This is a genomic window from Orenia metallireducens, from assembly GCF_003001995.1.
GTDB classification, from domain to species: domain Bacteria; phylum Bacillota; class Halanaerobiia; order Halobacteroidales; family Halobacteroidaceae; genus Orenia; species Orenia metallireducens_B.
Genome location: NZ_PVNB01000005.1, coordinates 153,142 through 178,931, shown reverse-complemented (window position 1 = coordinate 178,931; position 25,790 = coordinate 153,142). Strand labels below are relative to the sequence as shown.

Below are 25,790 nucleotides of genomic sequence, written 5' to 3'. Positions count from 1 at the left end.
TTATAGTACTTTTAATTTAAATAATATGAAGTTTATTTAATAAAAATAATTAATTTGAAATCTTGATAAAAAAAAGGAAAAATGTTTTTTATGTAGAATAATTGTAATAAGTTTGACTATTTAATCAGGTATTTGGTTTTAATAAGCACATTTAATCTATAAAATGGAGGGGACAGCATTATGTCTTATCATAAGGGAAAGCGGAAAATAACTCTAACAATTGTTCCCCATACCGATGGTGATGTCCGAACCTTACGTATATCTAAGAGTAGTATTAAGTTTATCTTTTTGTCTATATTTATTTCTGTTATTACTGTGGTAGGCTTTTTATGGTATTATTATGGAGAATATAGCCAGGCCAAAGATGAGATTAGTAATCTGCTTCCTTATAAAGAGAAGAATCAAGTTCTTAAGGAAGAAAAAGAGTATTATGAGCAGAGATTATCGAAATTTATTGACGAGATAGAGAAGATAAATAATGAATTTGGGGATATTATAACTGAGAAACAAGAGATAAGGGAATTAATTAATGGGAAAGATGATATTAGTGAAAGTAATGACATGCAAACTAATATGAGCAATAATATTGGCTATTATGACTTTGAAAACTCAGAGGATAAAGGCAGTGATATGATCCAGTATATAGAGGCCAATCTGGTTATGTTAAAGGAAGTAATGCCAAAACAGAAAGAAGATTTATATGATCTAAAGCAGAAGGTAGTAGAACATAATAGATTTATAGAGGCTAAACCTCAAGGGTGGCCAATTAGGAATGGTCAAGGACGCATTACCTCACCTTTTGGATATCGCTACCATCCAGTATTGAAAAAAAGGCTATTTCATGATGGTATAGATATTGGTATCTGGTATAATCATAAGGTTATTGCTACTGGAAAGGGTAGAGTAATCTTTGCAGGAAATAAGAATGATGGTTATGGTAGAAAGGTTGTAATTGATCATGGCTATGGTTATCGAACCATATATGCACATAATAATAGAGTATTAGTAAAGAGTGGACAATGGGTTCAGCGAGGAGATGTAGTTGCTTTATCAGGTAATTCTGGACGTAGTACAGGACCTCATTTACATTATGAAATTCGATATAAAGGAAAAGTAGTTAATCCAATGGAATATATAAAATAGTTATATGATAAATAGGGGGGCTATAGATGTTCGGAAAGAAGAAAAAGAAAAAAGCAAAGGGTATAGGAACAATTATCAGCGCAGGGACAAAGGTTGAAGGTGTAATTGAAGTGGCTGAATCAATTAGAATAGATGGAGAACTAGAAGGGCAGTTAATTGTAAATGGTGATATTTATGTAGGTAAAGAAGGAAGGCTAACCGCCAATGTCCAAGGTGATAATATCATGATTGCTGGAGTTATTGAAGGTAATGTAAAGGCTGAAGGTAAATTAGAGATAGTAGAAACAGGTAAATTGATAGGTGATATATCTATTTCTAACTTAATTATTCATGATGGAGCAACTTTCCAAGGTAATAGTACTTCTAAGGCAGAGATTGATCAGAAGATATCTGAATCTAAAAAAACTTTAGATAAGAAAGGTAAAGAAGAAGTAACTGATAATAAATCTAAGCAATCCTCTAATAATAACTCTAATAATGGCTTTAAAAGATTAGAAGAAGATAAAGATAAGAAGAATGACTAATATGGAATTTAAAATAGTAACTAGGGAAAAAGATTTACAAAGGGCCTTCAAATTGAGAAGAGAAGTATTTATTGGAGAACAAGGTGTTCCAGCTGAATTGGAGCTTGATGAAGATGATAAGAGAGCAATTCATTTTATAGTTCAGACACCAGAAGCAGTTATTGGAACCTGCAGATTATTATTGGTTAATGATAATTTGGCTAAGGTACAGAGAATGGCAATTAAAAAAGAGTATCGTAACAAAGGAGTAGGCTCTAGATTATTATCTGAGGTTATGGATTTTGCTAAAAAAGAAGGGTTAGAGGAGTTGCTTTTACATGCTCAAACCCATGCTGTTGCTTTTTATAAGAATAATGGCTTTAATGTACTTTCAGAGGATATAATTGAAGAAGCAGGTATTGAACATCTGAAGATGAATAAAATATTATAAAGGTAAAGGCTTTGATTTAATAAGATAAATCAAAGCCTTTAGCTATTGTATTCCCTTAATTCCTGGAATAAAGAATAAGCAATTATTTTGGACATTTTGATAACTAAGCTTAAGCGAGTGCTTTGTAGTACGAAATATTCCATGTATCCAGAAACATTTACCAAGCCAGTAATGTGTATGTTTCCTACAGGAGGGAGATTCTTATTAACTCCAGAACCTGGCTTTAAAGGTCCATTATTGACACTGATTGAACCAACACTGCTACTTCTTCCTAAGCTAGCATCAATTGCTATAATAAATGGATTAGAGTAATTCTTATTAATATAATTTAGGTGTTCTTCTAGGTTAGTAGCATGAACAGGTTTTTCTAGAGAGCCAAAGATTTTTGTGTTATTTCTAAAACGAAAATCTAATAGCTTAGAACCAGTTAAAGGACCCAAAGAATCTCCAGTAGAGCGATCTGTTCCAATACATATTACTATTAACTCTTGGGCTTGTGGATTATATCTTGTCTGTAATTTATGTCTGATAATCTTTTTAAGATGGCTAATTGCTAGTGGGTCATCAATATGCACTCTGTCTTGTTCTAATAACTCCTGTCTGTTAAAGCTAGTAGATGCTATGTTTTCATGATTATTATCAATCTTCTTATGATATTTTTCTTTATTGGAAATAAATTTATCCATTTTTATCCACCACTTTTTAATTAAAAATATAGTTTTGACTATAAACTAGTTACTCTTTTAAGATGTGGAAATTTACTTTTATCTAAACTGTAAACTTTTACCTAAATTTATCCCTTTTTCCCTTCATATAAATGATTGAGGGGGGATAAGGTGAAGATAAATAAAAGTTTACAGATAGCTGTAACCTATATTGGAGCAGTTATTGGAGCAGGCTTTGCTTCAGGACAGGAAATATTACAGTTCTTCGTTATTTATGGTAGTAATGGTTTATTAGGGATAATATTCTCTGGTTTACTATTCATTATTTTAGGCCTTCTTATTGTTCAGATAAGTCATACTTTAAAATCAAATAATTATAAAGAATTATTTTATAGTATTGCTGGAAAGAAATTTGGATTCATAGCTGATTTAATTTTAACTTTATTCTTATTAGGTAGTTTAATTGTAATGTTAGCAGGTAGTAAAGAGATATTTAATCAATTCTTTAATTATAAGATAAATTTTGGATTGATATTAACAATAATAGTTATTATTTGGTCAAATTATTATGGGGTAGAAGGTATTATGAAGCTTAATTTAATCTTAATTCCACTCTTGTTAGTTATTATAGTAGCTGTACTTTTAGGTATTATAGATGATTTTAGGATTGTTCTCCCCCATGATTACTTAAAAGTAAATTGGATAGCCTCTTCTTTTATTTATACTGGATATAATCTGATTTTAGCACTAACAGTATTAGTTCCTTTGAGTTTAAAGGTAGAAAAGGAAGAGCTTTTTTGTGGAATTTCTATGGGAGGAATAGTTTTAGGAACGGTAGCTTTCTTCCTCTATTATCTCTTGTATCAATTTTATAATGAGATAGTAAATAGCCAGATTCCTATTATAGATATAATTGCAGGTTATAAGTATGATTTGTATTATATATACTCATCTACTTTATGGCTGGCGATGTTGACTACGGCTAGTTGTAACTTATATGCTCTAACTAGCAGGTTAAATGACAGTTTGGGATTATCGGAGAGAAAGGTTATTTTTATTATTTTAATTTTTGTATTTCCCTTTGTAAAAATGCCTTTTTCTAAGCTAGTTGAATTAATTTATCCACAGTTAGGAAAATTAAGTTTAGGATTATTATTATTTTTAATCTTTAGTTATGTTAGAAATCTTAATAGGCATTTGTAAATTTATATAGATGTCCGATTATAAAATTGAGTTTGATGGGGATGTTGTGATATTTTAAGATTAAGGTTAAATAATATTTAACCTTAATCTTAGCCTTAGGCGTAAAGAGTGGTAATATCTATAATGTTATATTTAAATTTCACCCTAAACAGGTTTATTGAGAAGATATGCTTAAAAATTTTTATAATAATATGAAAGAAGGAGAGGTTATGGAGCTTAAAAATTTAAGACCTACTTGGTTAAATATAGACTTAGATGCTATCAAGTTTAATCTCAAACAGGTCAAAGAAAGAATCAGTTCAGAAACAGGGATAATGGCAATTGTTAAGGCAGATGGCTATGGTCATGGAGCAAGTGAAATTGCTAAAGTGGCTGTGCAAGAGGGAGTAGGCTGGCTTGGTGTAGCTACAGTACATGAAGGGGTTAAATTACGCAGATCAGGAATAGAAGTGCCTATTTTGATTTTAGGAACTCTATTGACCAACCAAATTGACGAGATAGTAGAATATGATTTAACGCCAACGGTTTATACTTATGCTTTAGCTAAGGAGTTATCTCAACTAGGGATTGATATAAAAATACATATTAAAGTAGATACAGGGATGGGAAGGATAGGACTGCTAGCTGATGAAGAGGCTGGAGAAGAGATAGTTAAAATTGCTAAGTTACCTCATATTCAAATTGAGGGTCTCTTTACCCATTTTGCTAAATCTGATGTAGACAAGGTTTATACTGCTAAGCAATTAGATAGATTTAATCGACTAGTCGGTTTTTTAAAGGATAACGGGATTGAAGTTCCATTAATACATACTTCTAATAGTGCAGCCATTATCAATTTTTCTAAAGCCAATTATAAATTAGTAAGAATGGGGATAATTTTATATGGATTATATCCTGACCCAAGGTTATCTGATCAGATAGAGTTAAAACCTGCTATGGAGTGGAAGGCCAAGATTGTTCATCTAAAGGAGGTAAATGCAGGAACACCAATCAGTTATGGAGGAACCTATATAACTCAATCTAGAACTAAGGTAGCTACTTTGCCTGTTGGCTATCATGATGGTTATTCTAGGGCTTTATCTGGTCAGGTAGAGGTTTTATTTAAAGGACAGAGGGTTCCAGTAATTGGAAATATATGTATGGATCAAATGATGATAGATGTATCTGGAATGAAAGCAGAGATAGGAGATGTAGTAACCTTAATAGGAAAGGAAGGAGATGAGGAGATCTCGGCAGATGAGCTAGCTTGTAAGTTAAAAACTATAAATTATGAGATAGTTTGTAGAATTGCTTTAAGGGTGCCTAGAGTCTTTTATAAGGATAAGAAAGTTATTGGATTTAAGGAGGGGTAATATTTATGGGAGATTTTACAGATTTTGAAGGCGTTTTTAATAGTTTTATCAAGAGGATTCTAGATCCTGATTTATTGATGAAAATTGGTGTAGGGCTATTGCAGTTAGCAGGTATTTTAATAGTAGGAAAGTTACTTTTAAAGCTAGGTAATTATCTAATTGATCGCTTATTTGAAGAGAAAACAAAATATGACCAGTATGTTAAAAGGAGAAATAAGACTTTACAGATTGTTCTAAAGAGTGCTTTGAGGTATATTCTTTATTTTCTTGGAGGAACAATGGGGCTGGATGTACTTGGTGTGCCAACGACCTCTATTATAGCTGGTGCAGGAGTAGTGGGACTAGCTGTAGGTTTTGGAGCTCAGAACCTTGTTCGTGATGTTATTACAGGGTTCTTTATTTTATTTGAAAGACAATTTTCTATCGGTGATTATGTTAAGGTTGCAGGGATTGAGGGAATTGTTCAAGAGATTGGATTAAGGGTAACTAAGGTAAGAAATTTTGATGGTGATTTGCATATTATCCCTAATGGTAAGATAGAACAAGTAACCAATCTTAGCTCAGAGACTAGAAGGATTGTTATTGATGCTCCAATAGATTATGACCAAAATATTAAAGAAGCTATTGATGTCTTAAAAGAGTTAGCCAATGAGTTAAAGGAAGAATTTCCTCAAATCAAGGAAGGACCTACAGTGCAAGGGGTACAAGAGCTTGCTGGGTCTAGTGTTAATATCAGATTAGTTGCTATGGCAGAGCCGATGGAGTCTTGGCAGATTGCTAGGATAATAAGGCAGAGGGTAAAAGAAAGATTTGATGAGAAGGGAATCGAGATTCCTTATAATCATATGGTAATAGTGAATAAGCAGTAATATTTACTTAAAAAGTAGAGAATCTTTTCTCTGCTTTTTATTTTAAAATGGAAAAATATTGATTTATTATATTTAAAAGAAGGGAAAAAATAGATTAAATATAATATATATACAAACAAATCCTATAATTAAATAATTCTAAGGGGGAATAAATATGAATAAGAAGGGAATTGTTTGTTTAATTAGTTTGTTATTATTGATAGGTATTATGGGCTGTAGTATGCAAAATGGTGGAGATACTGCTGACTCAAAAGAATTATCAGAGGTTAAGAAGACAGTTGGTAATAAGCCCAGTCCAGAGCAAGCATTAAACTTATTAAAAGAGGGGAATAAAAGGTTTTGGCTAGGAGAATCTAAACATCCTGATATCACAAAAAAACGTTTTGAACAAGCAGGTAAAGAAGATCAAAAGGATTATGCTTATGCAACAGTAATTGCTTGTTCTGATTCTAGAGTTCCAGTTGAACTAATTTTTGATGCGGGAGTAATGGATATATTTACAATTAGGATAGCTGGAAATGTTATAGATACTGATGAAGCAGGTTCTATCGAATATGGTCTAGCTCATGTAAATACTCCTGTACTAGTAGTGTTAGGTCATACACAGTGTGGAGCAGTTACAGCGGTAACTCATAGTATTCAAGGAGTAGCTCATGCTTTAGAGCGTAATATTCCTGCTTTAGTAGATAATATAGAACCTGCTGTTAAATCTACTATACAAGCTCATCCAGATTTAGAAACTGATCAAATAATTTCATATGCTATAGAAGAGAATGTATGGCAGAGTATTGAAGATTTATTTATGGCTAGTCCAATTACTAGGGAGTTAGTAAGAGATAGAAAAGTTAAAGTTATAGGAGCTATTTATGATGTTTCTACAGGTAAAGTTAATTGGTTACCATTTGAGAAAGTAGATCAAATCTTAAAAAATGTTGAGGAGTCATCTGAAAAATCTAGCAATGTAATGGCTGAATAATAATATAAAGGCAATGAGATAATATCTCATTGCCTTTATATTATTTGATCTATTAAATAATTATAGTGAATTTTAAAGATAATATAGGTGAATAAATTTAAAGTTTATAATCTTATAATTATCTTCAGTCCTTCTTAATACTTTATTTTGCATTTTTTATTTTTTCCCTGTATACTAGTAGTTGTAATTTAAGTGTAAGGGGTGAATTTATGATGAAATTTTCTGTTGGTGAAGTGGTTCAATTTAGAAAGAAACACCCTTGTGGAGAGGATAGATGGGAGATTTTGCGAACAGGAATGGATTTTAGAATAAAATGTATAGAATGTGGTAGAGTGATTATGCTCCCACGTCCTAAATTTGAGAAGAGTGTTAAAAAGAAAGTGACTGGTGACTAGCTGATAGCTGGTGGCTAGTAGCTAAAAGCTAAATATAAAGGAGCTGTTTATTAGATGGGAATGAAATGTGGAATCGTTGGTTTGCCTAATGTAGGAAAATCAACATTATTTAATGCAATTACAGAGGCAGGTGCTGAATCAGCAAACTATCCTTTCTGTACAATTGATCCTAATATTGGGATTGTAGAGGTTCCAGATAGAAGATTGGATAAACTAACAGAGGTTATCGATCCTAAAAAGACAGTACCAACAGCAATTGAGTTTGTTGATATTGCTGGATTGGTTAAAGGTGCTAGTAAGGGAGAGGGTCTAGGTAATAAGTTTTTGGGTAATATTCGAGAAGTAGATGCAATTGTTCATGTAGTAAGGTGCTTTGATGATGAGAACATTACCCATGTAGAAGGTAGTGTAGACCCATTAAGGGATATTGAGATTATAGAATTAGAGCTTGTTTTAGCAGATCTGGAGAGTGCTACTAAGAAAAGAGATAGAACTCAAAAGATGCTTAAAACAGGGGAGAAGATTTATAAAGAACAGATGGCTGTTTTAGATAAGTTGGTTCCAGTATTGGAAGAAGGAAATCCTGCTAGAAGTGCTGGTTTATCTAAGGATGAAGAGAAACTAGTTCGTGATTTGAATCTATTAACTTTAAAGCCAGTGCTTTATGCTGCCAATATAGGAGAAGATGAAATTACAGAGGAAGACAACCAATTAGTTAAAAAAGTTAGAGAGAAGGCGGCTGGAGAAGATGCCAAGGTAGTAACTATCAGTGCCCGCTTAGAAGCAGAGATTGCCGAATTAGATGGAGAAGAGAAAGAGATGTTTTTAGAGGAGTTAGGTATAAAAGAATCTGGTTTGGATAAATTAATCAGAGCTGGATATGAATTACTGGGTCTGATCACCTACTTTACAGCTGGGGAGAAGGAAGTTAGAGCATGGACTGTTAAAAAAGGCGCTACAGCACCAGAAGCAGCAGGCGTTATACATACTGATATGCAACGAGGTTTCATTAAGGCAGAAGTAGTCAGTTATGAGGATTTAATTGAAGCTGGTTCTTTTGCTAAAGCAAGGGAAGCTGGAACCTTAAGGCTTGAAGGTAAGGATTATATTGTTGAAGATGGAGATGTATGTTACTTTAAATTTAATGTGTAATTAGCTGTTAGCTTTTAGCCAATGGCTAGTAGCTAGGAACTGAAAGCTAAATATATAAAAAATAGTTGAAATCTAGACAAGCTAGTGTTATAATTTATTATGTTATTCCATGCTCTATACAGGGCCATTGACCAAATGGGGAGGTGAAACGGATGAGAAAATATGAAACTATGTTTATTATTAAGTCTAATTTAGGTGAAGAAGCTACTGAGGCAGTAATTGAGAAGATGACTGGTGTTATTACTAGCAACGGTGGTGAAGTAGCTAATCTAGATAAAATGGGAACTAAAGAGTTAGCTTATGAAATCAACAAAGATAAGACTGGATACTATGTACTAGTTAACTTTGCAGGTGAGCCTGCAACTGTTGAGGAATTAGAAAGAATCTTTAAGATTGATGATAATGTCCTTCGTTACTTAATTTTAAGAGATGAATAATAACAAGGTGGTGTTTTATTTTGCTTAATAAAGTTGTTTTAATTGGTAGATTGGGAGCTGATCCGGAACTAAGATATACTCCTAATGGAACCGCAGTATGTAACTTTACTCTGGCAGTACAACGAGATTATACAAATTCCCAAGGTGAACGGGAAGTAGATTGGGTTGATATTGTTGTTTGGAGAAAGCAAGCAGAAAATTGCGCAAACCACCTAGAAAAAGGAAGACTAGTTGCTGTTGATGGAAGAATACAGGTTCGTTATTATGAGACTAATGAGGGACAAAGAAGAAAGGTTACAGAGATTGTAGCAAATAATGTTACCTTCTTAGACTGGGGTAACAGTAATTCTAATAGAAGTGATAATAATAGCAGTAGCAATAATAATAACAACATACAATCTATGGAAGAAGATATAGAAGTCCCTTTCTAAAAATTTAAAAGGAGGGAAAACAGATGGCTAGAGGAAGAAGAAAATCTTGTGATTTTTGTGCCAATAAAGTAGATAAGATTGATTATAAAAGAATTAATATTCTACGTAAATATATAACAGATCGTGGTAAAATCTTACCAAGAAGAATTTCTGGTAATTGTGCAAAGCACCAAAGAGAATTAACTAGTGCTATTAAGAGAGCGAGAAATATCGCTTTATTACCTTATAAAATTGATTAATAAATGGGGGGCAATCTATGCCTCCTTTTATTTTTACTTTGCAGGAAAAATTAGACGTAAGAAGAATTAAGTTATAGATAATGATTGATTGTGATATTGTTTTATTAGGAGGTTCCTCATGAAGAAGTTCAACTCTATCGAGGGTTCTATAACTAAAAATTTGAAGATAATAGAATGGCTAAAGACAGAAATATTGAGTAATGTCTCTTTACTATTTAAATTGATGATTAAACAGAATGAAGCAAAATTATTAGAAATTTTGACCAATATAATTATGTCTACATATTTATTAGCTAAGAGATTAGGATATTCCTTTGATCAACTAGATAGAAAATTAGAAAAACAATTAGAATTAAATATTAATGATAAGCATCAGATAGAGGCGTGGTATGGTGATTTAAGTGAGTTACTAGGACATCTAAAAGATAGGACTTGAGGTGTGTAAGAGTGAAAAGCAAAATAATAATAGAGATTATATTATTTGCGATGATTACAGTTATGTTAGTAGTTTTGGGTTTGTTCTTACCTTTTTTGGGGATTATAGCTCCTGTCCCATTAATTATCTTAGCGGTTAGAAGAGAGAGTAAATTCACTATAATAGCTAGTATCTTAGCTGCATTTATATTATTTATATTAGTTGATCCTGTGGTCTCTTTAGTATTTATTCTGACAATTGGATTTATGGGTGTTGTTATGGGAGCTGCTTTTGAGGAGAAATTTTCTTCAAAGATAATTATAGTAATTGGAATTATTACTTCTTTTATATCGATTTTACTAATTTTAAGTGTATTGACTTATATTTTAAATATAGATATTTTTGCTGAATTGAAAGGAATATTAAAATTATCTTCTGATCTATACCAAGAATTTGGATTGTCAGAAGAAGGTTTCTTTAATATAAATCAAGTTATAAATCAAACTATTAATTTTTTAAAGGATACCTATCTAGCATTTTCTTTCTGTATTGCTATAATTAATTCATTATTTAACTATTATTTCAGTAGTTTGACTTTAAAAAAATTAGGATATGATTATAAAGTAGAGTTCTCTTTTAGGGCTATTAGGTTTTCTAGAATATTATCTATTATTTATATATTATCTATTATTTTCTTTAATAATATATTAGTTAAGAACATTTGTGTCATAATTACATTCTTGTTATTTATGGAAGGGTTATCTGTTCTTTATTATTATTTTTTAAAATTTAGGAATCAGAGATTGATTGCATTAATTTTACTAACTATATTTTTCTTTATGCCAATGATTAATTATTTGAGTCTATTAATAGGTTTTTTAGATATTTGGATTGATTTTCGTAAATTACATAAAAGTTAGTCTCTTGTTATTAATAGATTATTGTCAAGATTAAGTAGTTATTATATAATAACAGATAATGGAGGGGTATTATGAAAGTCATCTTACAAAAAGACGTTAAAGGATTAGGTAAAAAAGGAGAAGTTGTTAATGCTTCTGATGGACATGCACGAAATTATCTTCTGCCACGTGGTTTAGCTAAAGAAGCTAATGAAGGAAATATCCATAATTTGAAGCAGAAGAAGAAGGCTAAAAAGAGAAAAAAAGAAAGAGAGTTAGAGGAAGCACAAGAGCAGGCGAAGTCCTTAGAAGGTAAAATCTTTACATTTAAGGTTAAGGCTGGAGAGAATGGTAGATTATTTGGCTCAGTAACGACTAGTGATATTGCTGATAAGATTGAACAGAAAACTGGTCAAAAGATTGATAAACGTAAAATAGATTTAAATGATAATATCAGAACTTTAGGAACTAAGAAAGTAAGCATAAAGTTACATAAAAATGTAACTGCTGATGTGAAAGTTAAAGTGACCGAAGCCTAATGATTTAGAAAGGGGATTCTATGCTAGATAAACGAACTCAAGATGAGAAAGGGCAGTTAGAGCATAAAGTTACTGCCCTTTTTGACCTTTTATCAGAAATATATGGAACAGAAAAGCTATTATTAAAGGCAGGTAAATTAGATATATTAGATATATTAGAATCTGAAGATATTAAGGATCAATTGGTTGCTTTACAGAAGATAATTTTAGATCATCCGATGTTAGATAAAGTTCCTGATGAGTTTGAAGATAAATTAAAGCTTTTAAAAGAGTTAGAAGATATTTTAGTTGATGATTTAGCGAAAAAATCAATTAAGGAAGAGCTAGAAGAGAAGATCAACAAGAAGTTGGAATTAAGGCATCAAGAGTATATTAAAGAGATAAAAGAAGAGATTATAAATGAAGAGAGTAAAGATGATGGGGCTGATACTCCGGCGACTTTAAAGAAATATATTGAGCTTGAATATTTGGAGAATAAAGGGCTTAATGTCTCAGCAAATAATCTATTAAGACCAAAAGCTTTAAAAGAGATTGTTGGTCAAGAGAGAGGGATTAAGGCTTTATTGGCTAAATTATCATCACCCTATCCTCAACACATTATCATTCATGGTCCACCAGGGGTAGGAAAGACTACAGCTGCTCGTTTAGCATTAGAGATTGCTAAAGAGAGAGAGAGTACTCCCTTTGGTGATGACGCTAAATTTATTGAGGTTGATGCAACTACATTACGTTGGGATCCTAGAGAGGTAACCAATCCATTGTTGGGTTCTGTTCATGATCCTATCTATCAAGGTGCTAAAGGAAAGTTAGCACAAGAGGGAATTCCAGAACCAAAGTTAGGGCTAGTAACTAAGGCTCATGGAGGAGTACTATTTATAGATGAGATTGGGGAGTTAGACCCAATATTACAGAACAAATTATTAAAGGTATTAGAGGATAAGAGGGTACATTTTGACTCATCTTATTATGATCCAGATGATGAGAATGTTCCTCAATATATTAAAAAGTTATTTAAAGATGGAGCTCCAGCCGACTTTATTTTAGTAGGAGCAACAACTAGAAGTCCACAGGATTTAAATCCTGCTTTACGTTCTAGAACTACTAGTATATTTTTCGAACCTTTAACTAAAGATGATATAATTAAGATTATCAAGCAGGCTGCTGATAAGTTGGATATGAAAGTGGCTAAGGGAGTTGCCCAATTGATCAGTGAATATACAATTCAAGGAAGAAGTGCTGTTAATATCTTAATAGATGCTTATAATCTAGCATTATATTATCAAAAGAATAAGATTACTACTAAAGAGGTTTTAGAGGCTGTTAAGTTAAGTAGATTGGTTCCTATCAATAGGAAAGAGGCTAGTAATAAAAGTCAAGTAGGTAGGGTTTTAGGATTGGGAGTCAGTGGATTTTTAGGTTCTGTATTAGAGGTAGAGGCTATTGCTTTTCCTGCTAGTAAAGAGGGTAAGGGGAGTTTACGCTTTAATCAAACAGCAGGGAGTATGACCAAAGATTCTATCTTTACTGCTGCCTCTGTAATCCGTAAGGTTACTGGTAAGGAGATCAGTGATTATGATATTCATGTCAATATTATCGGTGGAGGTCAAGTAGATGGTCCTTCTGCTGGATCAGCAATCTCAGTAGCAATTATCAGTGCTTTAGAGGAGATTGCTGTTCGCCAAGATATAGCAATTACCGGAGAAATTTCACTACATGGTAAGGTCAAGCCAGTTGGAGGAGTAATTGAAAAGATTTATGGTGCATATCAAGCTGGTGTTGAAGAGGTCTTAATTCCAGTTGATAATAAGGTTGATTTAGAGGATATGAAGATTAAAGTAAGCCCAGTAGTAGATATCCAAGAGGTTTTGGATAAGATGTTGGATGGCTAGAAGGAGGTTTCATGATGGAAGAGATGGATAGAGTTCCTCCAAATAGTATAGATGCTGAAAAGTCTACATTAGGGTCTATGTTGTTAGACAGGGATGCCATAGCTAAGGTAATTGAGATATTAAAACCTAAGGATTTTTATCGAGAAGCTCATACTATTATATTTAATGCAATAAATCGTCTATTTGATAAAGGAGAGCCTGTTGACTTAGTTACAGTCAGTGAGGAATTAAATGAAACAGGACATTTAGAAGCAGTTGGAGGGGCTTCCTATATTACCTCTTTAGTTAATAGTGTTCCTACGGCAGCTAATGTGGAGCATTATGCTAAGATTGTGGAAGAAAAGGCAATTTTAAGAAGATTAATTAAAACTGCTGACCAGATTGCTCAACTAGGTTATAAAGGTGATCAAGAGATAGATAATATCCTAGACCAATCAGAACAGTTGGTTTTTAATCTTTCTCAAAGGAGAACGGTACAAACCTTTGATGGAATCAAAGATATTTTGATGGATACCTTTGATAATTTAGAGAAATTGTATAATAATAAGGGTGATGTAACAGGCATTGCTACTGGATTTAGGGATTTAGATAAGATGACATCTGGGCTACAGCCGTCAGATTTATTTATTTTAGCGGCTCGTCCAAGTATGGGAAAGACTGCCTTGGCTTTGAATATAGCTCAGCATGCAGCTGTAAATGAGAAGAAGTCGGTAGCTATCTTCTCTTTAGAGATGTCAAAGTCACAGTTGGTACAGAGAATGTTATGTTCTGAGGCACAGGTAGATAGCCATCGTTTAAGAACAGGATTCTTAAATGAGAATGACTGGCGCAGAATCTCTCAAGGTGCTGGTCGCTTAGGGGAGTCTAAAATATTTATAGATGACACTCCGGGTATTACAGTAATGGAGATGAGAGCCAAAGCCAGAAGAATTCAAGCTGAACATGGTTTAGATTTGATCTTAATTGACTATTTACAGTTGATGACTGGTGGTTCTGGTTCTGAAAGTAGGCAACAAGAGGTTTCTGATATCTCTCGTTCCTTAAAAGGTTTGGCTCGTGAACTTAGTGTTCCAGTGGTATCATTATCACAGTTAAGTCGTGCAGTGGAACAGCGTAATGATAAGCGACCACAATTAAGTGACTTACGTTCTAGTGGTTCTATTGAGCAGGATGCTGATGTAGTAGCTTTTATTTATCGTGATGATTATTATAATCCAGATTCTGAACGGGCTGGAATTACAGAGATAATTATTGGTAAGCAGCGTAATGGTCCAGTAGGTACTGTTGAGTTAGCTTTCCAAAAAGAATATACCAAATTTGTTGATTTGTCTAAAAGAGAAGAGAAATAAATTTTAAAGAGTGAAGCAAACGATTATTGGTTGCTTCACTCTTTTTTTTATATCTAAAGAAGATAAAGGTATTTAGCAGTAATTGAAGAAATTAAATAAAATAAAAATATAATAAAATTATTAGAGCTTTTGAAATTGAATTATTACAGCTTAATAACAAATACTTGATTATTTCTGCTTTTTTTTAAGAATTATTGATTATTTCTGCTTTTTTTTAAGAATTATTGATTATTTCTGCTTTTTTTTAAGAATTATTGATTATTTCTGCTTCTTTTTTTAAAATTAAAAATTAAATCTCCAAGGAATATGGTAATTTGTGTCGAAAATTATAAATGAAGATATTGGTAGAATATATCTAAATCAAAAACTTAGTTGGTGATGAAAATTGGATAAAATCAATAAGAATAGTATGTATCAAATGATAGTGATTATATTAATGCAGACAATGTTATTATTATTTATGGCGAACTGGAAGGAATCTGATTTATTTGGAATCTCTTATGATAAGCTATTGAATATAATAATTTTTGTGGTAGTTGGCCTGTCGATGTTATCGCTGATTGTAGTTAAAGAGATATATAAGATGATAGAATATGAGACTGAATTCAAGATTCAACAGGTCAAATTGGAGCAAAATAAAAAGTTGATACGTACTTTAAGAAGTCAAAAGCATGATTTTTTGAATCACTTACAGACAATTTATGGGATGGTACAACTTAATAAGCAGGACAAAGTTAGGGAATATATTAAGTCTTTGAATAATGATTTATCTGAAATTAAATTTAGTAATGATGATCTATCCAACTCTATTTTCGATTCAATTTTAATTCCTAAAAAACTTGAAGCAATAAAACAGGGGATTTCATTTAGTTATCAAGTTGAAAGAGGGGTTACAGATGTTGATTTCCCTTTGGATAAGTTATTTAGAGTGGTCTCTAACTTGGTTGACAATGCTATTGATGCTATAGAAGGATTTAATGGCAAGAAGGAGATTAGGCTGATAGGGAAGAATAATGATAATAAGTATCATTTATCTGTTTATAATACAGGTCCTATTATAGAAGAAGAGCTACAGAACCAGATCTTTGAGCCTGGTTTCTCTACCAAAGGTGATGGAAGAGGTTTTGGACTATATATTATCAAATCTTTAATTGAAGAAAGAGAAGGGAAGTTAGATTTAAAGAGTGAGGTTGGTTTTGGAACTGAATTTACTTGTACTTTAAAGAAGAGTAGGACTGTATAAGCAAGGAGGATTGAATGGAATTATCACTTATTAAGATTATATTGGTGGTCTTGCCTGAAAGCTTATTATTTAGCTATGTAAGCTTAGGATTGATTGGAATTAAGACTAAAGTAATAAATCATTTTAAGATAACTATATTTTTTACGATTTTTTTAATAATTGTCAGAAATGTATTGAAGCTGTATGGTTTGCATGTGATTTTAGGAGCTTTGTTTTTAAGCTTAGTTTTAAAAGTAATAGTAAGAATTGACTGGAATCTGGCACTGATCGCTACATTGTTAATTTATATACTATCCTTTTTTGGAGAAATTATTGTGGTAGAAATCTTATCTTATTGGAATTTTGAAGCGGTGGATTTTATTAGTGGTGATAGTTTAAGTAGATTTTTGACCTTTTTTTATTTAAGTAGGGTGCCTCTAATAATAGCTGCTATAAAGATTTATTGGGAAGATGTTAATCTTTTAGATTTAAGGGATTGAGTAGATAGGGATATAGATTAAAAGGATTTAAGGATAGCTGCTTGTTTAAGAGAAGATTGGGAGGAAAGGTGGATGGAGTTGTCAATTACTAAGATTATATTGGTGGTCTTTCCTGATGGCTTATTGACTAGTTATGTAGGGTTAGGATTAATAGGGGTTAGGACCAAAGCAAGAAATCATTTTAAAATAGCTACGATCTTTATGATTTTTTTAATAGTTGTCAGAAATATACTGAAGTTGTATGGTTTACATGTGATTTTAGGAATTTTATTTTTGAGTTTACTTTTTAAAGTAATAGTAAAAATTGAGTGGGAGTTGGCGCTGATAGCCTCTTTATTGGCTTATATTCTAATGAGTTTGGGAGAGCTGGTTCTGGCAACAATCTTATCCTATATGGATTTTGACGTAGTTAATTTTGTTAGTGATGGTCATTTGATTAGGCTACTGACTTTTTCTTATTTGAGCAAAATACTTATGCTAATAGCTGCCATAAAGATTTATTGGGGAGAGGTTGATTTCTTAAAGGTTTAAGAGATTGAATAGAGAGAGTGATAATTAATTTTTGGCAATAAATTAGCTGACTTCTTGCTTAAAGGAAGATTGGGAGGAAGGATAATGGAATTATCGATTATTCAACTTGTGTTTAGTGTTTTTCCTGAAGGATTATTGATTAGCTATGTAGGTTTGGGATTGGTAGGAATTAAACTTAAAGTGATCGACTATATTAAGATATCAATTATAGACATGACTTTTTTAATAGTTGTCATAGATATATTGAAGTTGTACGGTTTACATGTGATTTTAGGAATTTTATTCTGGAGTGTAGTCTTTAAGGTGATAGTAAAAATCGAGTGGGAGCTGGCGCTGATAGCGTCCTTATTGGCTTATATTCTATTATTCTTAGGAGAGCTGATTCTAGCAACGATCTTATCTTATTGGCAATTTGAAGTGATAAGCTTTATTAATGGTGATAATTTGATCAAATTCATGAGTTATTCCTATCTGAGTAAAGTACCGTTGTTGGTTCCTGCTGTAATGATTTATTGGGGAGATATAAATCTCTTTAAGAGCTATGGGTTGAAGAGATAAGCTAGACTATAGTTATAAATTAGAAGATTAAGGCTAGTTTTTACTTAAAAAATTAGAGGAGGAAAGATAAATGGAAATATCACTTATTCAAAGTATATTGGCTATTTTCCCTGAGTTTTTATTGATAGGATACGTAGGTCTGGGATTATTGAGTATAAAAATTAGGCTAAATAAATATCTGAAAATAGCAGGTAGTTGTACTATTTTTTTAATAATTATCAGAAATATATTTAACTTGTATGGGATGCATGTTATCTTAGGGGTTTTATTTCTGGCAGTTCTCTTTAAAGTAATAGTTAAACTTGATTGGCATATTGCCATTATCTCTTCTTTACTAGGTTATATTGTGTTATTTTTAGGTGAAGTGGCGATTACTCCTCATAATCCTTGATTGGTTAAAGTTAGATTTAGTAAGGTTCTTTAATGGTGAATTGATTGAATTCTTGGTTTTCTTTTACTTAGCTAAACTTCCCTTAGTGATTGCTGCAATCTTGGTTCACCTGTATGATTTTAGAATTATTAATATGGAGAGGGAGAGGCAATCAAATTAGATTTTGACAAATTATTGAGAATAAATAGTAATTACTTAGTTATGTTTCCCTAGCTATGAGCAGCTAGGGACTTTTAGGTTGAATAATAAAAATTCACTTTGTTATTTAATTGATTGGATATTTATCCTAGAAGCGACAGAGTTAATGATTTAAACCGATATGATTTATCCACATAAATAAATAACAACCTATTATTGCATTTTTTTACATAAGGTGATATAATTAGAATATAAATAAGATAGTGGGGAGTTAATATGATGAGAATATACTATTTTCGGAAATTTTTGACAACCTGCTTTAAAAGATAAAATTAACTTAAGTTATAATGTTAGATTGAATCAGTTTCAAATTCTAGTAATTTAAGTAGTCCATAGTGTGTACTATCCTGTAATGTTTTGATTTGCTGGTGATTTAATTATATTACAGCTTGGTCTACTATAGATATTTTTATTTAGGTCAAGTTGCTTTTAGAATTGGCTTGAAGAGATAAGATTCAATCGCAAGGGATATGATTATTTTATTAGTGGAGGTGTGCCAGATGGACAAGTTAGGATTGTTAAGTAATAAGGTAGTTACTTATTATTATAAAGACTATTCTGATGATGAGCAGGAGATAATGGGTTATGGGCTGAGGATGATATTGGTAACGGTCATCGATTTGATAGCGATAGTAATAGTAGGGTTAATGGTCGGTGTACCTGAATTGGCAGTAACTGCTGCAATTAGTATCGGGATAATTAGAAGGTTCTCAGGGGGTTTCCATGCTTCTACCTATGTAAGGTGTGCTTTATTGGGTACAGTGGTCTGTGTGGGGTTAGGATTGTTAGCTAATTATTTAGTAATGAGTATAAATCGGGGAGTTATCTTTATATTATTATGGCTGGTACTAATGATAGGGGCTATTCTGATCTATTCTTATGCTCCAGCAGGGGTGAAGGAGAAGCCATTGACTGCTCTACCCAAAAGGGTTAGGTTAAAGATCAGTTCATTTATTGCTTTTTTTATTGTGCTACTAATCGATTTTAGTCTATACTTAATGTTAGAGGTGGATAGCTATGTCTTGAGTAGTTTATTTGGGGTTGTTTGGCAGATATTTACGATAACTCCGTTAGCTTATAAATTATTCAATAAAGAGTATATAAGAGTAGATAGTATAAGAAAGGGGGTGAGTCGATGAAGGTAAAAGAGGTTGTAGCTAAGCTGTTAAAGAGATCAGCTGAGAAAAATGTAGTTGCTGCATGTGGTGCTGGTAATTATCAACCAGAGTTACCTAAGGCTTTGAAAGAGGATAAATAAGACCTAAAATAAGACTGGTCCTAAAATTAGGACCAGTCTTATTTTTCATTTATCCTTTATCACATTAAAATAATAAAATATACGAATATTAATAATTCGAAAATCATTAAAATTCGACTTATCGTTGACTTTTATTTAATAGTTTGCTATTATATTAATGTTGAATAATAATTTACTAACATTTCATTTTGGTTGTTAATTATTCTTTATAAATTATTAGTTGATTTTAAATTTTATAAATGATAGTTAGTAACTAAAGTTATGGATGAAGCAGTGATAAAAATAATTGCTAGGAGGATCGATAAATGATAAATAGATATACCTTAGCAGGGATGAAGAAGATTTGGGATGAAGAGAATAAGTTCAATAAATGGTTGGATATTGAGATAGCAGTCTGTGAAGCTTTAACAGAGACTGGTGAGATTCCTCAAGATGATATGGAGAAGATTAAAGAGAATGCATCCTTTAGTGTAGATAGAATCAAAGAGATAGAAAGTAAGACTCGTCATGATATCTTAGCTTTCTTAACAGCAGTTGCAGAGAGTCTAGGAGAGGAGTCAAAGTATATACATATGGGTTTGACATCTTCTGATGTTAAAGATACTGCACGAGCCTTACAGATGAAAGAGAGCTTGGAGTTAATCTTAGATGATTTACAGGAAACAAAGCAAGCTTTGGCGAGACAGGCTAAAAAATATAAGATGAGAGTTATGATTGGTCGTACCCATGGAGTTCATGCTGAACCAGTTACTTTAGGGTTGAAGTTAGCTAACTGGTATTCTGAAATCAATCGTCATATTGAACGGGTGGAACAATTATTAGAGAGAATTAGTGTAGGTAAGATCTCTGGAGCAGTTGGGACTTTTGCTAATATTAGTCCCAAGGTAGAAGAGTTGGCTTGTAAGAAGTTAGGTATAAAAGCTGCTGCTATCTCTTCTCAGATCTTACAAAGAGACCGACACGCTGAATATTTGAGTGTAATGGCTATCATCGCTAGTTCTTTAGATAAATTTGCTACGGAGATTCGTAATTTACAGAGAACAGATATTTTAGAGATCGAAGAGAGCTTTAAAAAAGGGCAAAAAGGTTCTTCAGCAATGCCTCATAAGAAGAATCCAATTACCTGTGAGAGAATTTCAGGATTATCTAGAGTGGTTAAAGCAAATGCTAATGTTGGATTTGATAATGTAAATTTATGGCATGAACGGGATTTGACCCATTCTTCTCCTGAAAGGGTAGTATTGCCTGATAGTAGTATTTTAATTGATTATATGTTAAATAAATTTACTGATGTAGTCGATAATTTAGCTGTATATGAGGAGAATATGGAGGCTAACTTAGCTAAGACTAAAGGACTTATCTTTTCACAGAAAGTAATGTTATCATTGGTAGATAAAGGTTTATTAAGGGATGATGCTTATGCTATCGTACAACGTAATGCTCTTGAAGCTTGGAATAGTGAGAAGACCTTTAAAGAATTATTGTTGGCTGATAGTGAACTAACTGAACATATGAAAGAAGAAGAGGTAGAGCAGATATTTGATTATTCTTATCATTTAAAGAATATAGATGTGATTTATCAGAGACTTGGACTTAATTAGTTGACAGTTGACAGTTGATGGTTTATAGTTAAAACATTTCAAAAATTATTGACTTATAATCTTATTTAATTGAATTTATTTATAGATGATTTAGTTAGTATATTTTTACTTAAACTACTGTCAACTGTACACTGTACACTGACACTTATTTAGAGGGGGCTTGTTAAATGTCAACTATAGTTGTAGTAGGTACTCAATGGGGAGATGAAGGAAAAGGTAAGATAACAGATATGATTGGTAAAGAGGCTGATTTAGTAGTCCGGTATCAAGGGGGAAATAATGCTGGTCATACTGTAGTTGTAGGTGATAAAGAATATAAACTACATTTGATTCCTTCAGGTATTTTATATGATGATACTAAATGTGTAATTGGTAATGGTGTAGTTGTAGACCCTAAGGTATTGATTGAAGAATTAGACTATTTGGCTGAAAAGGGAGTAGAGGTTAATAATTTGTATATCAGTTCTAAAGCCCATATCATTATGCCATATCATAGAGTATTGGATAAGGCAGAAGAGATGAGAAAGGGTAATAGTAAGATTGGAACAACTGGTAAAGGAATTGGACCAGTTTACATGGACAAGATCGGCAGAACAGGTATTAGAATGGAAGATTTATTAGATACTAATATATTCAAAGCAAAGGTTGAACAGGCAGTTGAATTGAAGAATTTAATCTTAGCTAAAGTATACGGCATGGATACCTTTGAGGCAAGTGAGATAGTTGAGGAGTATTTAGGATATGCTGAAAGAATTAAAGAATATATTACTGATACTTCATTATTAATTAATCAAGAGATAGAAAAAGGTAATAATATCTTATTTGAAGGTGCTCAAGGAACACTTTTAGATATAGACCATGGTACTTATCCTTTTGTAACTTCATCTAACCCGACAACTGGTGGAGTTTGTAGTGGTACAGGGGTAGGACCTACTAAGATAAATGAAGTATTAGGAATAGTTAAGGCTTATACTACTCGTGTAGGTGAAGGACCATTTCCTGCTGAATTAACAGGAGAGATGGGTGAATATCTAAGAAAAGTAGGCCATGAATTTGGTACAACTACTGGGCGAGCTCGTCGTTGTGGTTGGTTTGATGCTGTAATTGTAAAATATGCTACCAGAATCAATGGATTGACTAGCTTAGCAATTACGAAATTAGATGTATTAGATGAATTAGAGGAGATTGAAATCTGTACTGGATATGAGTATGAAGGTGAAGTGATTACAGAATTCCCAACTAAAGAGGAAATTTTAAAGGAATGTAAGCCAGTATATGAGACTTTGCCTGGATGGCAGTCTAAAACAAGTGATATTGCAGATTATGATAAGCTACCTGAAAATGCTAAAAAGTATTTAGAACGTATTTCTGAATTGACTGATGTTAAGATCTCAATTGTCTCATTGGGACCAAAAAGAAAACAGACAATTGTATTAGATGAGCTATTAGATTAAATTAATCATTTAATCTATATAAGTTGAACTAATAATTTTCATAAAAAAGATATAAATCAAAACCTTTTTTGACACAGACTAAAATCTGATTAAGATCCGATTTAAAACCTTAATTTATTTAATTTTTAATCTGTATTTATCAGTGTAAATCTGTGTCTAAATTTTCTTTTGGTATTGATTTTGATATGAAGAACTTTAATTCAATTTATATAATATATTATTAGATGATTTGATAATTATTGATAAATCGGATATAATAGAAATATAAAAGAATATAAAGAGGATTATACGACTGGCGGAAAGCATGGAATTAACCATGGGGGAGTATAATCTATTTTAAAGTCGCCCGCCTGGATAATGAAGTTATCAGTCATTATTCAGGTGGGTTTATTTTTTGTTAAAAATTCCCCAAAGCTAGTTGCTATTAAGTTTTATTATGAGTTCAAAGCTCACTTTTTACTTTATTCAAGTTGAACCTTGATAAATAAATAACATAAAAAGTGTTCTTGAAGTTGTTATTTAAGTTTGAATTGTGTGAAAATTTTATGTTTTCACTAAAAAATTAATTTAATTGACTATAAAAATGGCTTATGTTATTATTTAAACAAGATAAATAGTTATCATTACTAGAAAGAAGCGATAAGTTTTTAACAATATAATATTAAATAATAAAACCTTAAATAATAAGTGTGATATAGCTAACAGTTTATTTATGGAAAGCATGATAATATTAGTTATGAGAGATTTGATAAAGAGATTCATTATTAATAATTAGTGAATTGATTGAAATTATAATCACAATATGTTATAATTTGTTCGTAACGATAATTATTATCATTTTTAATCATATAAAATTAGATAAGAATATAAGCTAAAGGGGGATTACAATGGCTAATTTCAAGAGTGGTAAATGGAAACAAGAGATTGATGTTAGGGATTTTGTCCAAAAGAATTATACGACCTATGAAGGTGATGACTCTTTTTTAGCAGGTCCAACTGAAAGAACTACAAAGGTTTGGGAAAAGTGTTCTGAGTTAATCTGGAAAGAGATTGAAAATGGTGGAGTTTTAGACGTTGATGTTGATACAGTAGCTGACATAAATGCTTATGATGCAGGGTATATAGACAAGGAGTTAGAGAAGATTGTTGGATTACAGACTGATGCACCATTGAAGAGAACTTTAAATGTTTATGGTGGAATCAGAATGGCCAATCAAGCTGCTGAAGCTTATGGCTATGAAGTAAATGATAAGATTAAGGAGATCTTTACTACCTATAGAAAGACTCATAATGATGGTGTATTTGATGTATACAACTCTCAATTAAGAGAGATTCGTCGTTCTGGTGTAATCACTGGTTTACCAGATGCTTATGGACGTGGAAGAATTATCGGTGATTATAGAAGAATAGCTTTATATGGTATAGATAAGTTAATTGAAGCTAAACAAGAGGATAAAGCTCATTTAACTGGACCAATGACTGAAGAGGTTATTCGTCTAAGAGAAGAGATATCTGATCAAATCAGAGCTTTAAAGAAATTAAAAGGATTAGGGGAGACTTACGGATTAGACTTAGGTCGTCCAGCTGAGAATGCTTATGAAGCAATTCAATGGACTTATATGGGATACTTAGCAGCTATCCAAGAGAACAATGGTGCTGCAATGTCCTTAGGTAGAGTAGCTGAATTCTTTGATATCTATATCGAAAATGATATTGCAGCAGGTAATTTAACTGAAACAGAAGCTCAAGAGTTAGTTGATGACTTTGTAGTTAAATTAAGATTAGCCCGTCAATTAAGAACACCAGGGTATAATGATTTATTCAGTGGAGATCCACTTTGGGTAACTCTAGTAGTTGGTGGAATGGGTATTGATGGTCGTCCATTAGTAACTAAAACAAGCTTTAGAATTTTAAATACATTGTATAACTTAGGACCTGCTCCAGAACCAAATTTAACAGTGCTATGGTCTGAAAGAATGCCAGAAGGGTTTAAGAAATTCTGCGCTAAAGTATCTAAAGATACAAGTTCTGTTCAGTATGAGAATGATTGTATTATGAGACCTAATTTTGGTGATGACTACGGTATTGCATGCTGCGTATCTGCGATGGATTCTGGTAAAGAGATTCAATATTTTGGAGCTAGATGTAACTTACCTAAAACATTACTTTATGCCTTAAATGGTGGACGGGATGAGAAGAGTGGAGTACAAGTAGGACCAGAATTTACTCCTTATACTGGAGAGGTTTTAGAGTTTAATAAAGTAATGGATCAATTTGATAGATTCTTAGATTGGTTGACAGAACAGTATGTAGATGCTTTAAATATCATTCACTATATGCATGACAAGTACGCTTATGAAGCTGTACAGATGGCATTACATGATAGTGAAGTAGGAAGAATTATGGGATTTGGTGTAGCAGGATTATCAATTATTGCTGACTCCTTAAGTGCTATCAAATATGCTAAAGTTAAACCTATTAAGAATGAAGAAGGAATTATTGTTGACTTTGAGATTGAAGGGGACTTCCCTAAATATGGTAATGATGATGACCGTGTAGATGAATTAGCTGTAGAGGTTGTTAAGAGATTCATGACTAAATTACAGAAGCACAAGTTATATAGAGATGCTAAACACTCAATGTCTGTCTTAACAATTACATCTAATGTAGTTTATGGTAAAAAGACAGGTTCTACTCCTGATGGACGTAAAGCAGGAGAGCCATTTGCTCCAGGTGCGAATCCAATGCATGGACGTGATACTTCTGGTGCAGTTGCATCCTTAAACTCTGTAGCTAAGATACCATATGATTATTGTCAAGATGGTATCTCAAATACTTTCTCAATCGTTCCTAAAGCATTAGGTTCTGATGAAGAAGAGCAAGTTAACAACTTGGTATCTATCTTAGATGGATACTTTGATCAAGATGCTCATCACTTAAATGTGAACGTACTACAGCGTGAAACATTATTAGATGCAGTAGATCATCCAGAGAAGTATCCACAATTAACTATTAGAGTTTCTGGATATGCTGTAAACTTTATTAGATTGACTCCAGAGCAACAACAAGAGGTAATTGCACGTACTTTCCATAAGAGTATGTAATTGAATAGATTTCATTAAAGAATTAGGAGATGAATTATTCATCTCCTAATTTCTTTTTATGATTTT

28 protein-coding genes and 1 riboswitch are annotated in these 25,790 nt (G+C 32.2%); of the genes, 27 read left to right on the top strand and 1 reads right to left on the bottom strand.

Features of this window, described 5'->3' with window-relative positions; all coding sequences use genetic code 11:
- Positions 1 to 180: 180 nt before the first annotated feature.
- Genes BX659_RS05475 through BX659_RS05465 form a run of 3 tightly spaced genes read left to right on the top strand, consistent with a single transcriptional unit; the run spans position 181 to position 2,097 of the window.
- A complete protein-coding gene (locus BX659_RS05475) occupies positions 181 to 1,143 on the top strand; it encodes a M23 family metallopeptidase (RefSeq protein WP_097016809.1) in 963 nt (320 codons plus the stop codon).
- A gap of 26 nt (positions 1,144 to 1,169) precedes the next feature.
- Positions 1,170 to 1,667, top strand: coding sequence for a bactofilin family protein (locus BX659_RS05470; RefSeq protein WP_097016808.1), 498 nt, complete (start codon positions 1,170 to 1,172; stop codon positions 1,665 to 1,667).
- Between the two features lies 1 nt (position 1,668).
- Positions 1,669 to 2,097, top strand: coding sequence for a GNAT family N-acetyltransferase (locus BX659_RS05465; RefSeq protein WP_172431824.1), 429 nt, complete (start codon positions 1,669 to 1,671; stop codon positions 2,095 to 2,097).
- A gap of 38 nt (positions 2,098 to 2,135) precedes the next feature.
- Here BX659_RS05465 and yyaC read toward each other — a convergent pair whose 3' ends face one another.
- Positions 2,136 to 2,783 (bottom strand): spore protease YyaC, encoded by a 648-nt coding sequence (yyaC, locus tag BX659_RS05460; RefSeq protein WP_097016806.1) that lies wholly within the window; start codon positions 2,781 to 2,783, stop codon positions 2,136 to 2,138.
- A gap of 150 nt (positions 2,784 to 2,933) precedes the next feature.
- Between yyaC and BX659_RS05455 the strand changes: the two genes are divergently transcribed.
- The 24 genes from BX659_RS05455 to pflB all read left to right on the top strand — a co-directional run bounded on the left by BX659_RS05455 (position 2,934) and on the right by pflB (position 25,724).
- On the top strand, positions 2,934 to 3,965 hold the full coding sequence (locus BX659_RS05455; protein WP_097016805.1) for a YkvI family membrane protein: 1,032 nt from the start codon (positions 2,934 to 2,936) through the stop codon (positions 3,963 to 3,965).
- A 191-nt stretch (positions 3,966 to 4,156) separates the two neighbouring features.
- Positions 4,157 to 5,317 (top strand): alanine racemase, encoded by a 1,161-nt coding sequence (gene alr / locus BX659_RS05450; RefSeq protein ID WP_258176111.1) that lies wholly within the window; start codon positions 4,157 to 4,159, stop codon positions 5,315 to 5,317.
- 5 nt (positions 5,318 to 5,322) lie between these two features.
- Positions 5,323 to 6,186 carry a mechanosensitive ion channel family protein gene (locus BX659_RS05445; protein WP_097016803.1) on the top strand — a complete coding sequence of 288 codons (864 nt, stop codon included), beginning with the start codon at positions 5,323 to 5,325 and terminating at the stop codon, positions 6,184 to 6,186.
- Positions 6,187 to 6,340: 154 nt separating this feature from the next.
- Entirely contained in the window at positions 6,341 to 7,162 is an 822-nt protein-coding gene (locus BX659_RS05440) for a carbonic anhydrase (RefSeq protein WP_216358747.1), read from the top strand.
- Between the two features lie 212 nt (positions 7,163 to 7,374).
- Positions 7,375 to 7,557, top strand: a complete 183-nt coding sequence (locus BX659_RS05435) for a DUF951 domain-containing protein (RefSeq protein ID WP_097016844.1) — start codon at positions 7,375 to 7,377, stop codon at positions 7,555 to 7,557.
- 54 nt (positions 7,558 to 7,611) lie between these two features.
- Positions 7,612 to 8,709, top strand: coding sequence for a redox-regulated ATPase YchF (gene ychF / locus BX659_RS05430; RefSeq protein WP_097016802.1), 1,098 nt, complete (start codon positions 7,612 to 7,614; stop codon positions 8,707 to 8,709).
- Between the two features lie 152 nt (positions 8,710 to 8,861).
- Complete coding sequence (gene rpsF / locus BX659_RS05425) at positions 8,862 to 9,146, top strand: 30S ribosomal protein S6 (protein ID WP_097016801.1); 285 nt, start codon at positions 8,862 to 8,864, stop codon at positions 9,144 to 9,146.
- Between the two features lie 20 nt (positions 9,147 to 9,166).
- Positions 9,167 to 9,577: a single-stranded DNA-binding protein gene (locus tag BX659_RS05420; protein WP_097016800.1), complete on the top strand. Its 411-nt coding sequence runs from the start codon at positions 9,167 to 9,169 to the stop codon at positions 9,575 to 9,577.
- 23 nt (positions 9,578 to 9,600) lie between these two features.
- On the top strand, positions 9,601 to 9,816 hold the full coding sequence (gene rpsR, locus BX659_RS05415) for a 30S ribosomal protein S18 (RefSeq protein WP_068714555.1): 216 nt from the start codon (positions 9,601 to 9,603) through the stop codon (positions 9,814 to 9,816).
- Positions 9,817 to 9,934: 118 nt separating this feature from the next.
- Entirely contained in the window at positions 9,935 to 10,252 is a 318-nt protein-coding gene (locus BX659_RS05410) for a MazG-like family protein (RefSeq protein WP_097016799.1), read from the top strand.
- Positions 10,253 to 10,263: 11 nt separating this feature from the next.
- On the top strand, positions 10,264 to 11,151 hold the full coding sequence (locus tag BX659_RS05405; protein ID WP_097016798.1) for a DUF2232 domain-containing protein: 888 nt from the start codon (positions 10,264 to 10,266) through the stop codon (positions 11,149 to 11,151).
- Between the two features lie 71 nt (positions 11,152 to 11,222).
- A complete protein-coding gene (rplI, locus tag BX659_RS05400) occupies positions 11,223 to 11,669 on the top strand; it encodes a 50S ribosomal protein L9 (protein WP_097016797.1) in 447 nt (148 codons plus the stop codon).
- A gap of 20 nt (positions 11,670 to 11,689) precedes the next feature.
- Complete coding sequence (gene lonC, locus BX659_RS05395) at positions 11,690 to 13,558, top strand: Lon family ATP-dependent protease (RefSeq protein WP_097016796.1); 1,869 nt, start codon at positions 11,690 to 11,692, stop codon at positions 13,556 to 13,558.
- 14 nt (positions 13,559 to 13,572) lie between these two features.
- Positions 13,573 to 14,907, top strand: coding sequence for a replicative DNA helicase (gene dnaB / locus BX659_RS05390; protein WP_097016795.1), 1,335 nt, complete (start codon positions 13,573 to 13,575; stop codon positions 14,905 to 14,907).
- A 460-nt stretch (positions 14,908 to 15,367) separates the two neighbouring features.
- Positions 15,368 to 16,150, top strand: a complete 783-nt coding sequence (locus BX659_RS05385; protein ID WP_258176110.1) for a sensor histidine kinase — start codon at positions 15,368 to 15,370, stop codon at positions 16,148 to 16,150.
- 14 nt (positions 16,151 to 16,164) lie between these two features.
- Positions 16,165 to 16,629, top strand: coding sequence for a hypothetical protein (locus BX659_RS05380; RefSeq protein WP_097016793.1), 465 nt, complete (start codon positions 16,165 to 16,167; stop codon positions 16,627 to 16,629).
- Positions 16,630 to 16,701: 72 nt separating this feature from the next.
- The gene (locus BX659_RS05375; protein ID WP_097016792.1) at positions 16,702 to 17,160 is read left to right on the top strand and encodes a hypothetical protein; all 459 of its coding nucleotides are present in this window, start codon (positions 16,702 to 16,704) and stop codon (positions 17,158 to 17,160) included.
- A gap of 84 nt (positions 17,161 to 17,244) precedes the next feature.
- A complete protein-coding gene (locus tag BX659_RS05370; protein WP_097016791.1) occupies positions 17,245 to 17,718 on the top strand; it encodes a hypothetical protein in 474 nt (157 codons plus the stop codon).
- Between the two features lie 70 nt (positions 17,719 to 17,788).
- Positions 17,789 to 18,109 carry a hypothetical protein gene (locus BX659_RS05365; protein WP_106231689.1) on the top strand — a complete coding sequence of 107 codons (321 nt, stop codon included), beginning with the start codon at positions 17,789 to 17,791 and terminating at the stop codon, positions 18,107 to 18,109.
- A gap of 698 nt (positions 18,110 to 18,807) precedes the next feature.
- Complete coding sequence (locus BX659_RS05360; RefSeq protein WP_172431822.1) at positions 18,808 to 19,446, top strand: accessory gene regulator ArgB-like protein; 639 nt, start codon at positions 18,808 to 18,810, stop codon at positions 19,444 to 19,446.
- Positions 19,443 to 19,565, top strand: a complete 123-nt coding sequence (locus BX659_RS05355) for a cyclic lactone autoinducer peptide (RefSeq protein ID WP_097016788.1) — start codon at positions 19,443 to 19,445, stop codon at positions 19,563 to 19,565. Before BX659_RS05360 ends, BX659_RS05355 begins: the two co-directional genes overlap by 4 nt.
- Before the next feature lie 305 nt (positions 19,566 to 19,870).
- Entirely contained in the window at positions 19,871 to 21,166 is a 1,296-nt protein-coding gene (gene purB / locus BX659_RS05350) for an adenylosuccinate lyase (protein WP_097016787.1), read from the top strand.
- A gap of 167 nt (positions 21,167 to 21,333) precedes the next feature.
- Positions 21,334 to 22,620, top strand: coding sequence for an adenylosuccinate synthase (locus BX659_RS05345; RefSeq protein WP_097016786.1), 1,287 nt, complete (start codon positions 21,334 to 21,336; stop codon positions 22,618 to 22,620).
- Between the two features lie 278 nt (positions 22,621 to 22,898).
- Positions 22,899 to 22,983: riboswitch (ZMP/ZTP riboswitch) on the top strand.
- Positions 22,984 to 23,507: 524 nt separating this feature from the next.
- Entirely contained in the window at positions 23,508 to 25,724 is a 2,217-nt protein-coding gene (pflB, locus tag BX659_RS05340) for a formate C-acetyltransferase (RefSeq protein WP_097016785.1), read from the top strand.
- Positions 25,725 to 25,790: the final 66 nt, after the last annotated feature.

Coding starts and splice junctions, on each gene's coding strand:
- BX659_RS05380 (WP_097016793.1), top strand. CDS start 16,165: ATGGAATTATCACTTATTAAGATTATATTGGTGGTCTTGCCTGAAAGC.
- BX659_RS05345 (WP_097016786.1), top strand. CDS start 21,334: ATGTCAACTATAGTTGTAGTAGGTACTCAATGGGGAGATGAAGGAAAA.
- lonC (WP_097016796.1), top strand. CDS start 11,690: ATGCTAGATAAACGAACTCAAGATGAGAAAGGGCAGTTAGAGCATAAA.
- BX659_RS05465 (WP_172431824.1), top strand. CDS start 1,669: ATGGAATTTAAAATAGTAACTAGGGAAAAAGATTTACAAAGGGCCTTC.
- rpsF (WP_097016801.1), top strand. CDS start 8,862: ATGAGAAAATATGAAACTATGTTTATTATTAAGTCTAATTTAGGTGAA.
- BX659_RS05440 (WP_216358747.1), top strand. CDS start 6,341: ATGAATAAGAAGGGAATTGTTTGTTTAATTAGTTTGTTATTATTGATA.
- BX659_RS05470 (WP_097016808.1), top strand. CDS start 1,170: ATGTTCGGAAAGAAGAAAAAGAAAAAAGCAAAGGGTATAGGAACAATT.
- BX659_RS05410 (WP_097016799.1), top strand. CDS start 9,935: ATGAAGAAGTTCAACTCTATCGAGGGTTCTATAACTAAAAATTTGAAG.
- BX659_RS05385 (WP_258176110.1), top strand. CDS start 15,368: ATGGCGAACTGGAAGGAATCTGATTTATTTGGAATCTCTTATGATAAG.
- BX659_RS05375 (WP_097016792.1), top strand. CDS start 16,702: ATGGAGTTGTCAATTACTAAGATTATATTGGTGGTCTTTCCTGATGGC.
- BX659_RS05370 (WP_097016791.1), top strand. CDS start 17,245: ATGGAATTATCGATTATTCAACTTGTGTTTAGTGTTTTTCCTGAAGGA.
- BX659_RS05360 (WP_172431822.1), top strand. CDS start 18,808: ATGGACAAGTTAGGATTGTTAAGTAATAAGGTAGTTACTTATTATTAT.
- BX659_RS05435 (WP_097016844.1), top strand. CDS start 7,375: ATGAAATTTTCTGTTGGTGAAGTGGTTCAATTTAGAAAGAAACACCCT.
- alr (WP_258176111.1), top strand. CDS start 4,157: ATGAAAGAAGGAGAGGTTATGGAGCTTAAAAATTTAAGACCTACTTGG.
- pflB (WP_097016785.1), top strand. CDS start 23,508: ATGGCTAATTTCAAGAGTGGTAAATGGAAACAAGAGATTGATGTTAGG.
- BX659_RS05365 (WP_106231689.1), top strand. CDS start 17,789: ATGGAAATATCACTTATTCAAAGTATATTGGCTATTTTCCCTGAGTTT.
- BX659_RS05355 (WP_097016788.1), top strand. CDS start 19,443: ATGAAGGTAAAAGAGGTTGTAGCTAAGCTGTTAAAGAGATCAGCTGAG.
- BX659_RS05475 (WP_097016809.1), top strand. CDS start 181: ATGTCTTATCATAAGGGAAAGCGGAAAATAACTCTAACAATTGTTCCC.
- rplI (WP_097016797.1), top strand. CDS start 11,223: ATGAAAGTCATCTTACAAAAAGACGTTAAAGGATTAGGTAAAAAAGGA.
- BX659_RS05445 (WP_097016803.1), top strand. CDS start 5,323: ATGGGAGATTTTACAGATTTTGAAGGCGTTTTTAATAGTTTTATCAAG.
- ychF (WP_097016802.1), top strand. CDS start 7,612: ATGGGAATGAAATGTGGAATCGTTGGTTTGCCTAATGTAGGAAAATCA.
- rpsR (WP_068714555.1), top strand. CDS start 9,601: ATGGCTAGAGGAAGAAGAAAATCTTGTGATTTTTGTGCCAATAAAGTA.
- purB (WP_097016787.1), top strand. CDS start 19,871: ATGATAAATAGATATACCTTAGCAGGGATGAAGAAGATTTGGGATGAA.
- dnaB (WP_097016795.1), top strand. CDS start 13,573: ATGGAAGAGATGGATAGAGTTCCTCCAAATAGTATAGATGCTGAAAAG.
- yyaC (WP_097016806.1), bottom strand. CDS start 2,783: ATGGATAAATTTATTTCCAATAAAGAAAAATATCATAAGAAGATTGAT.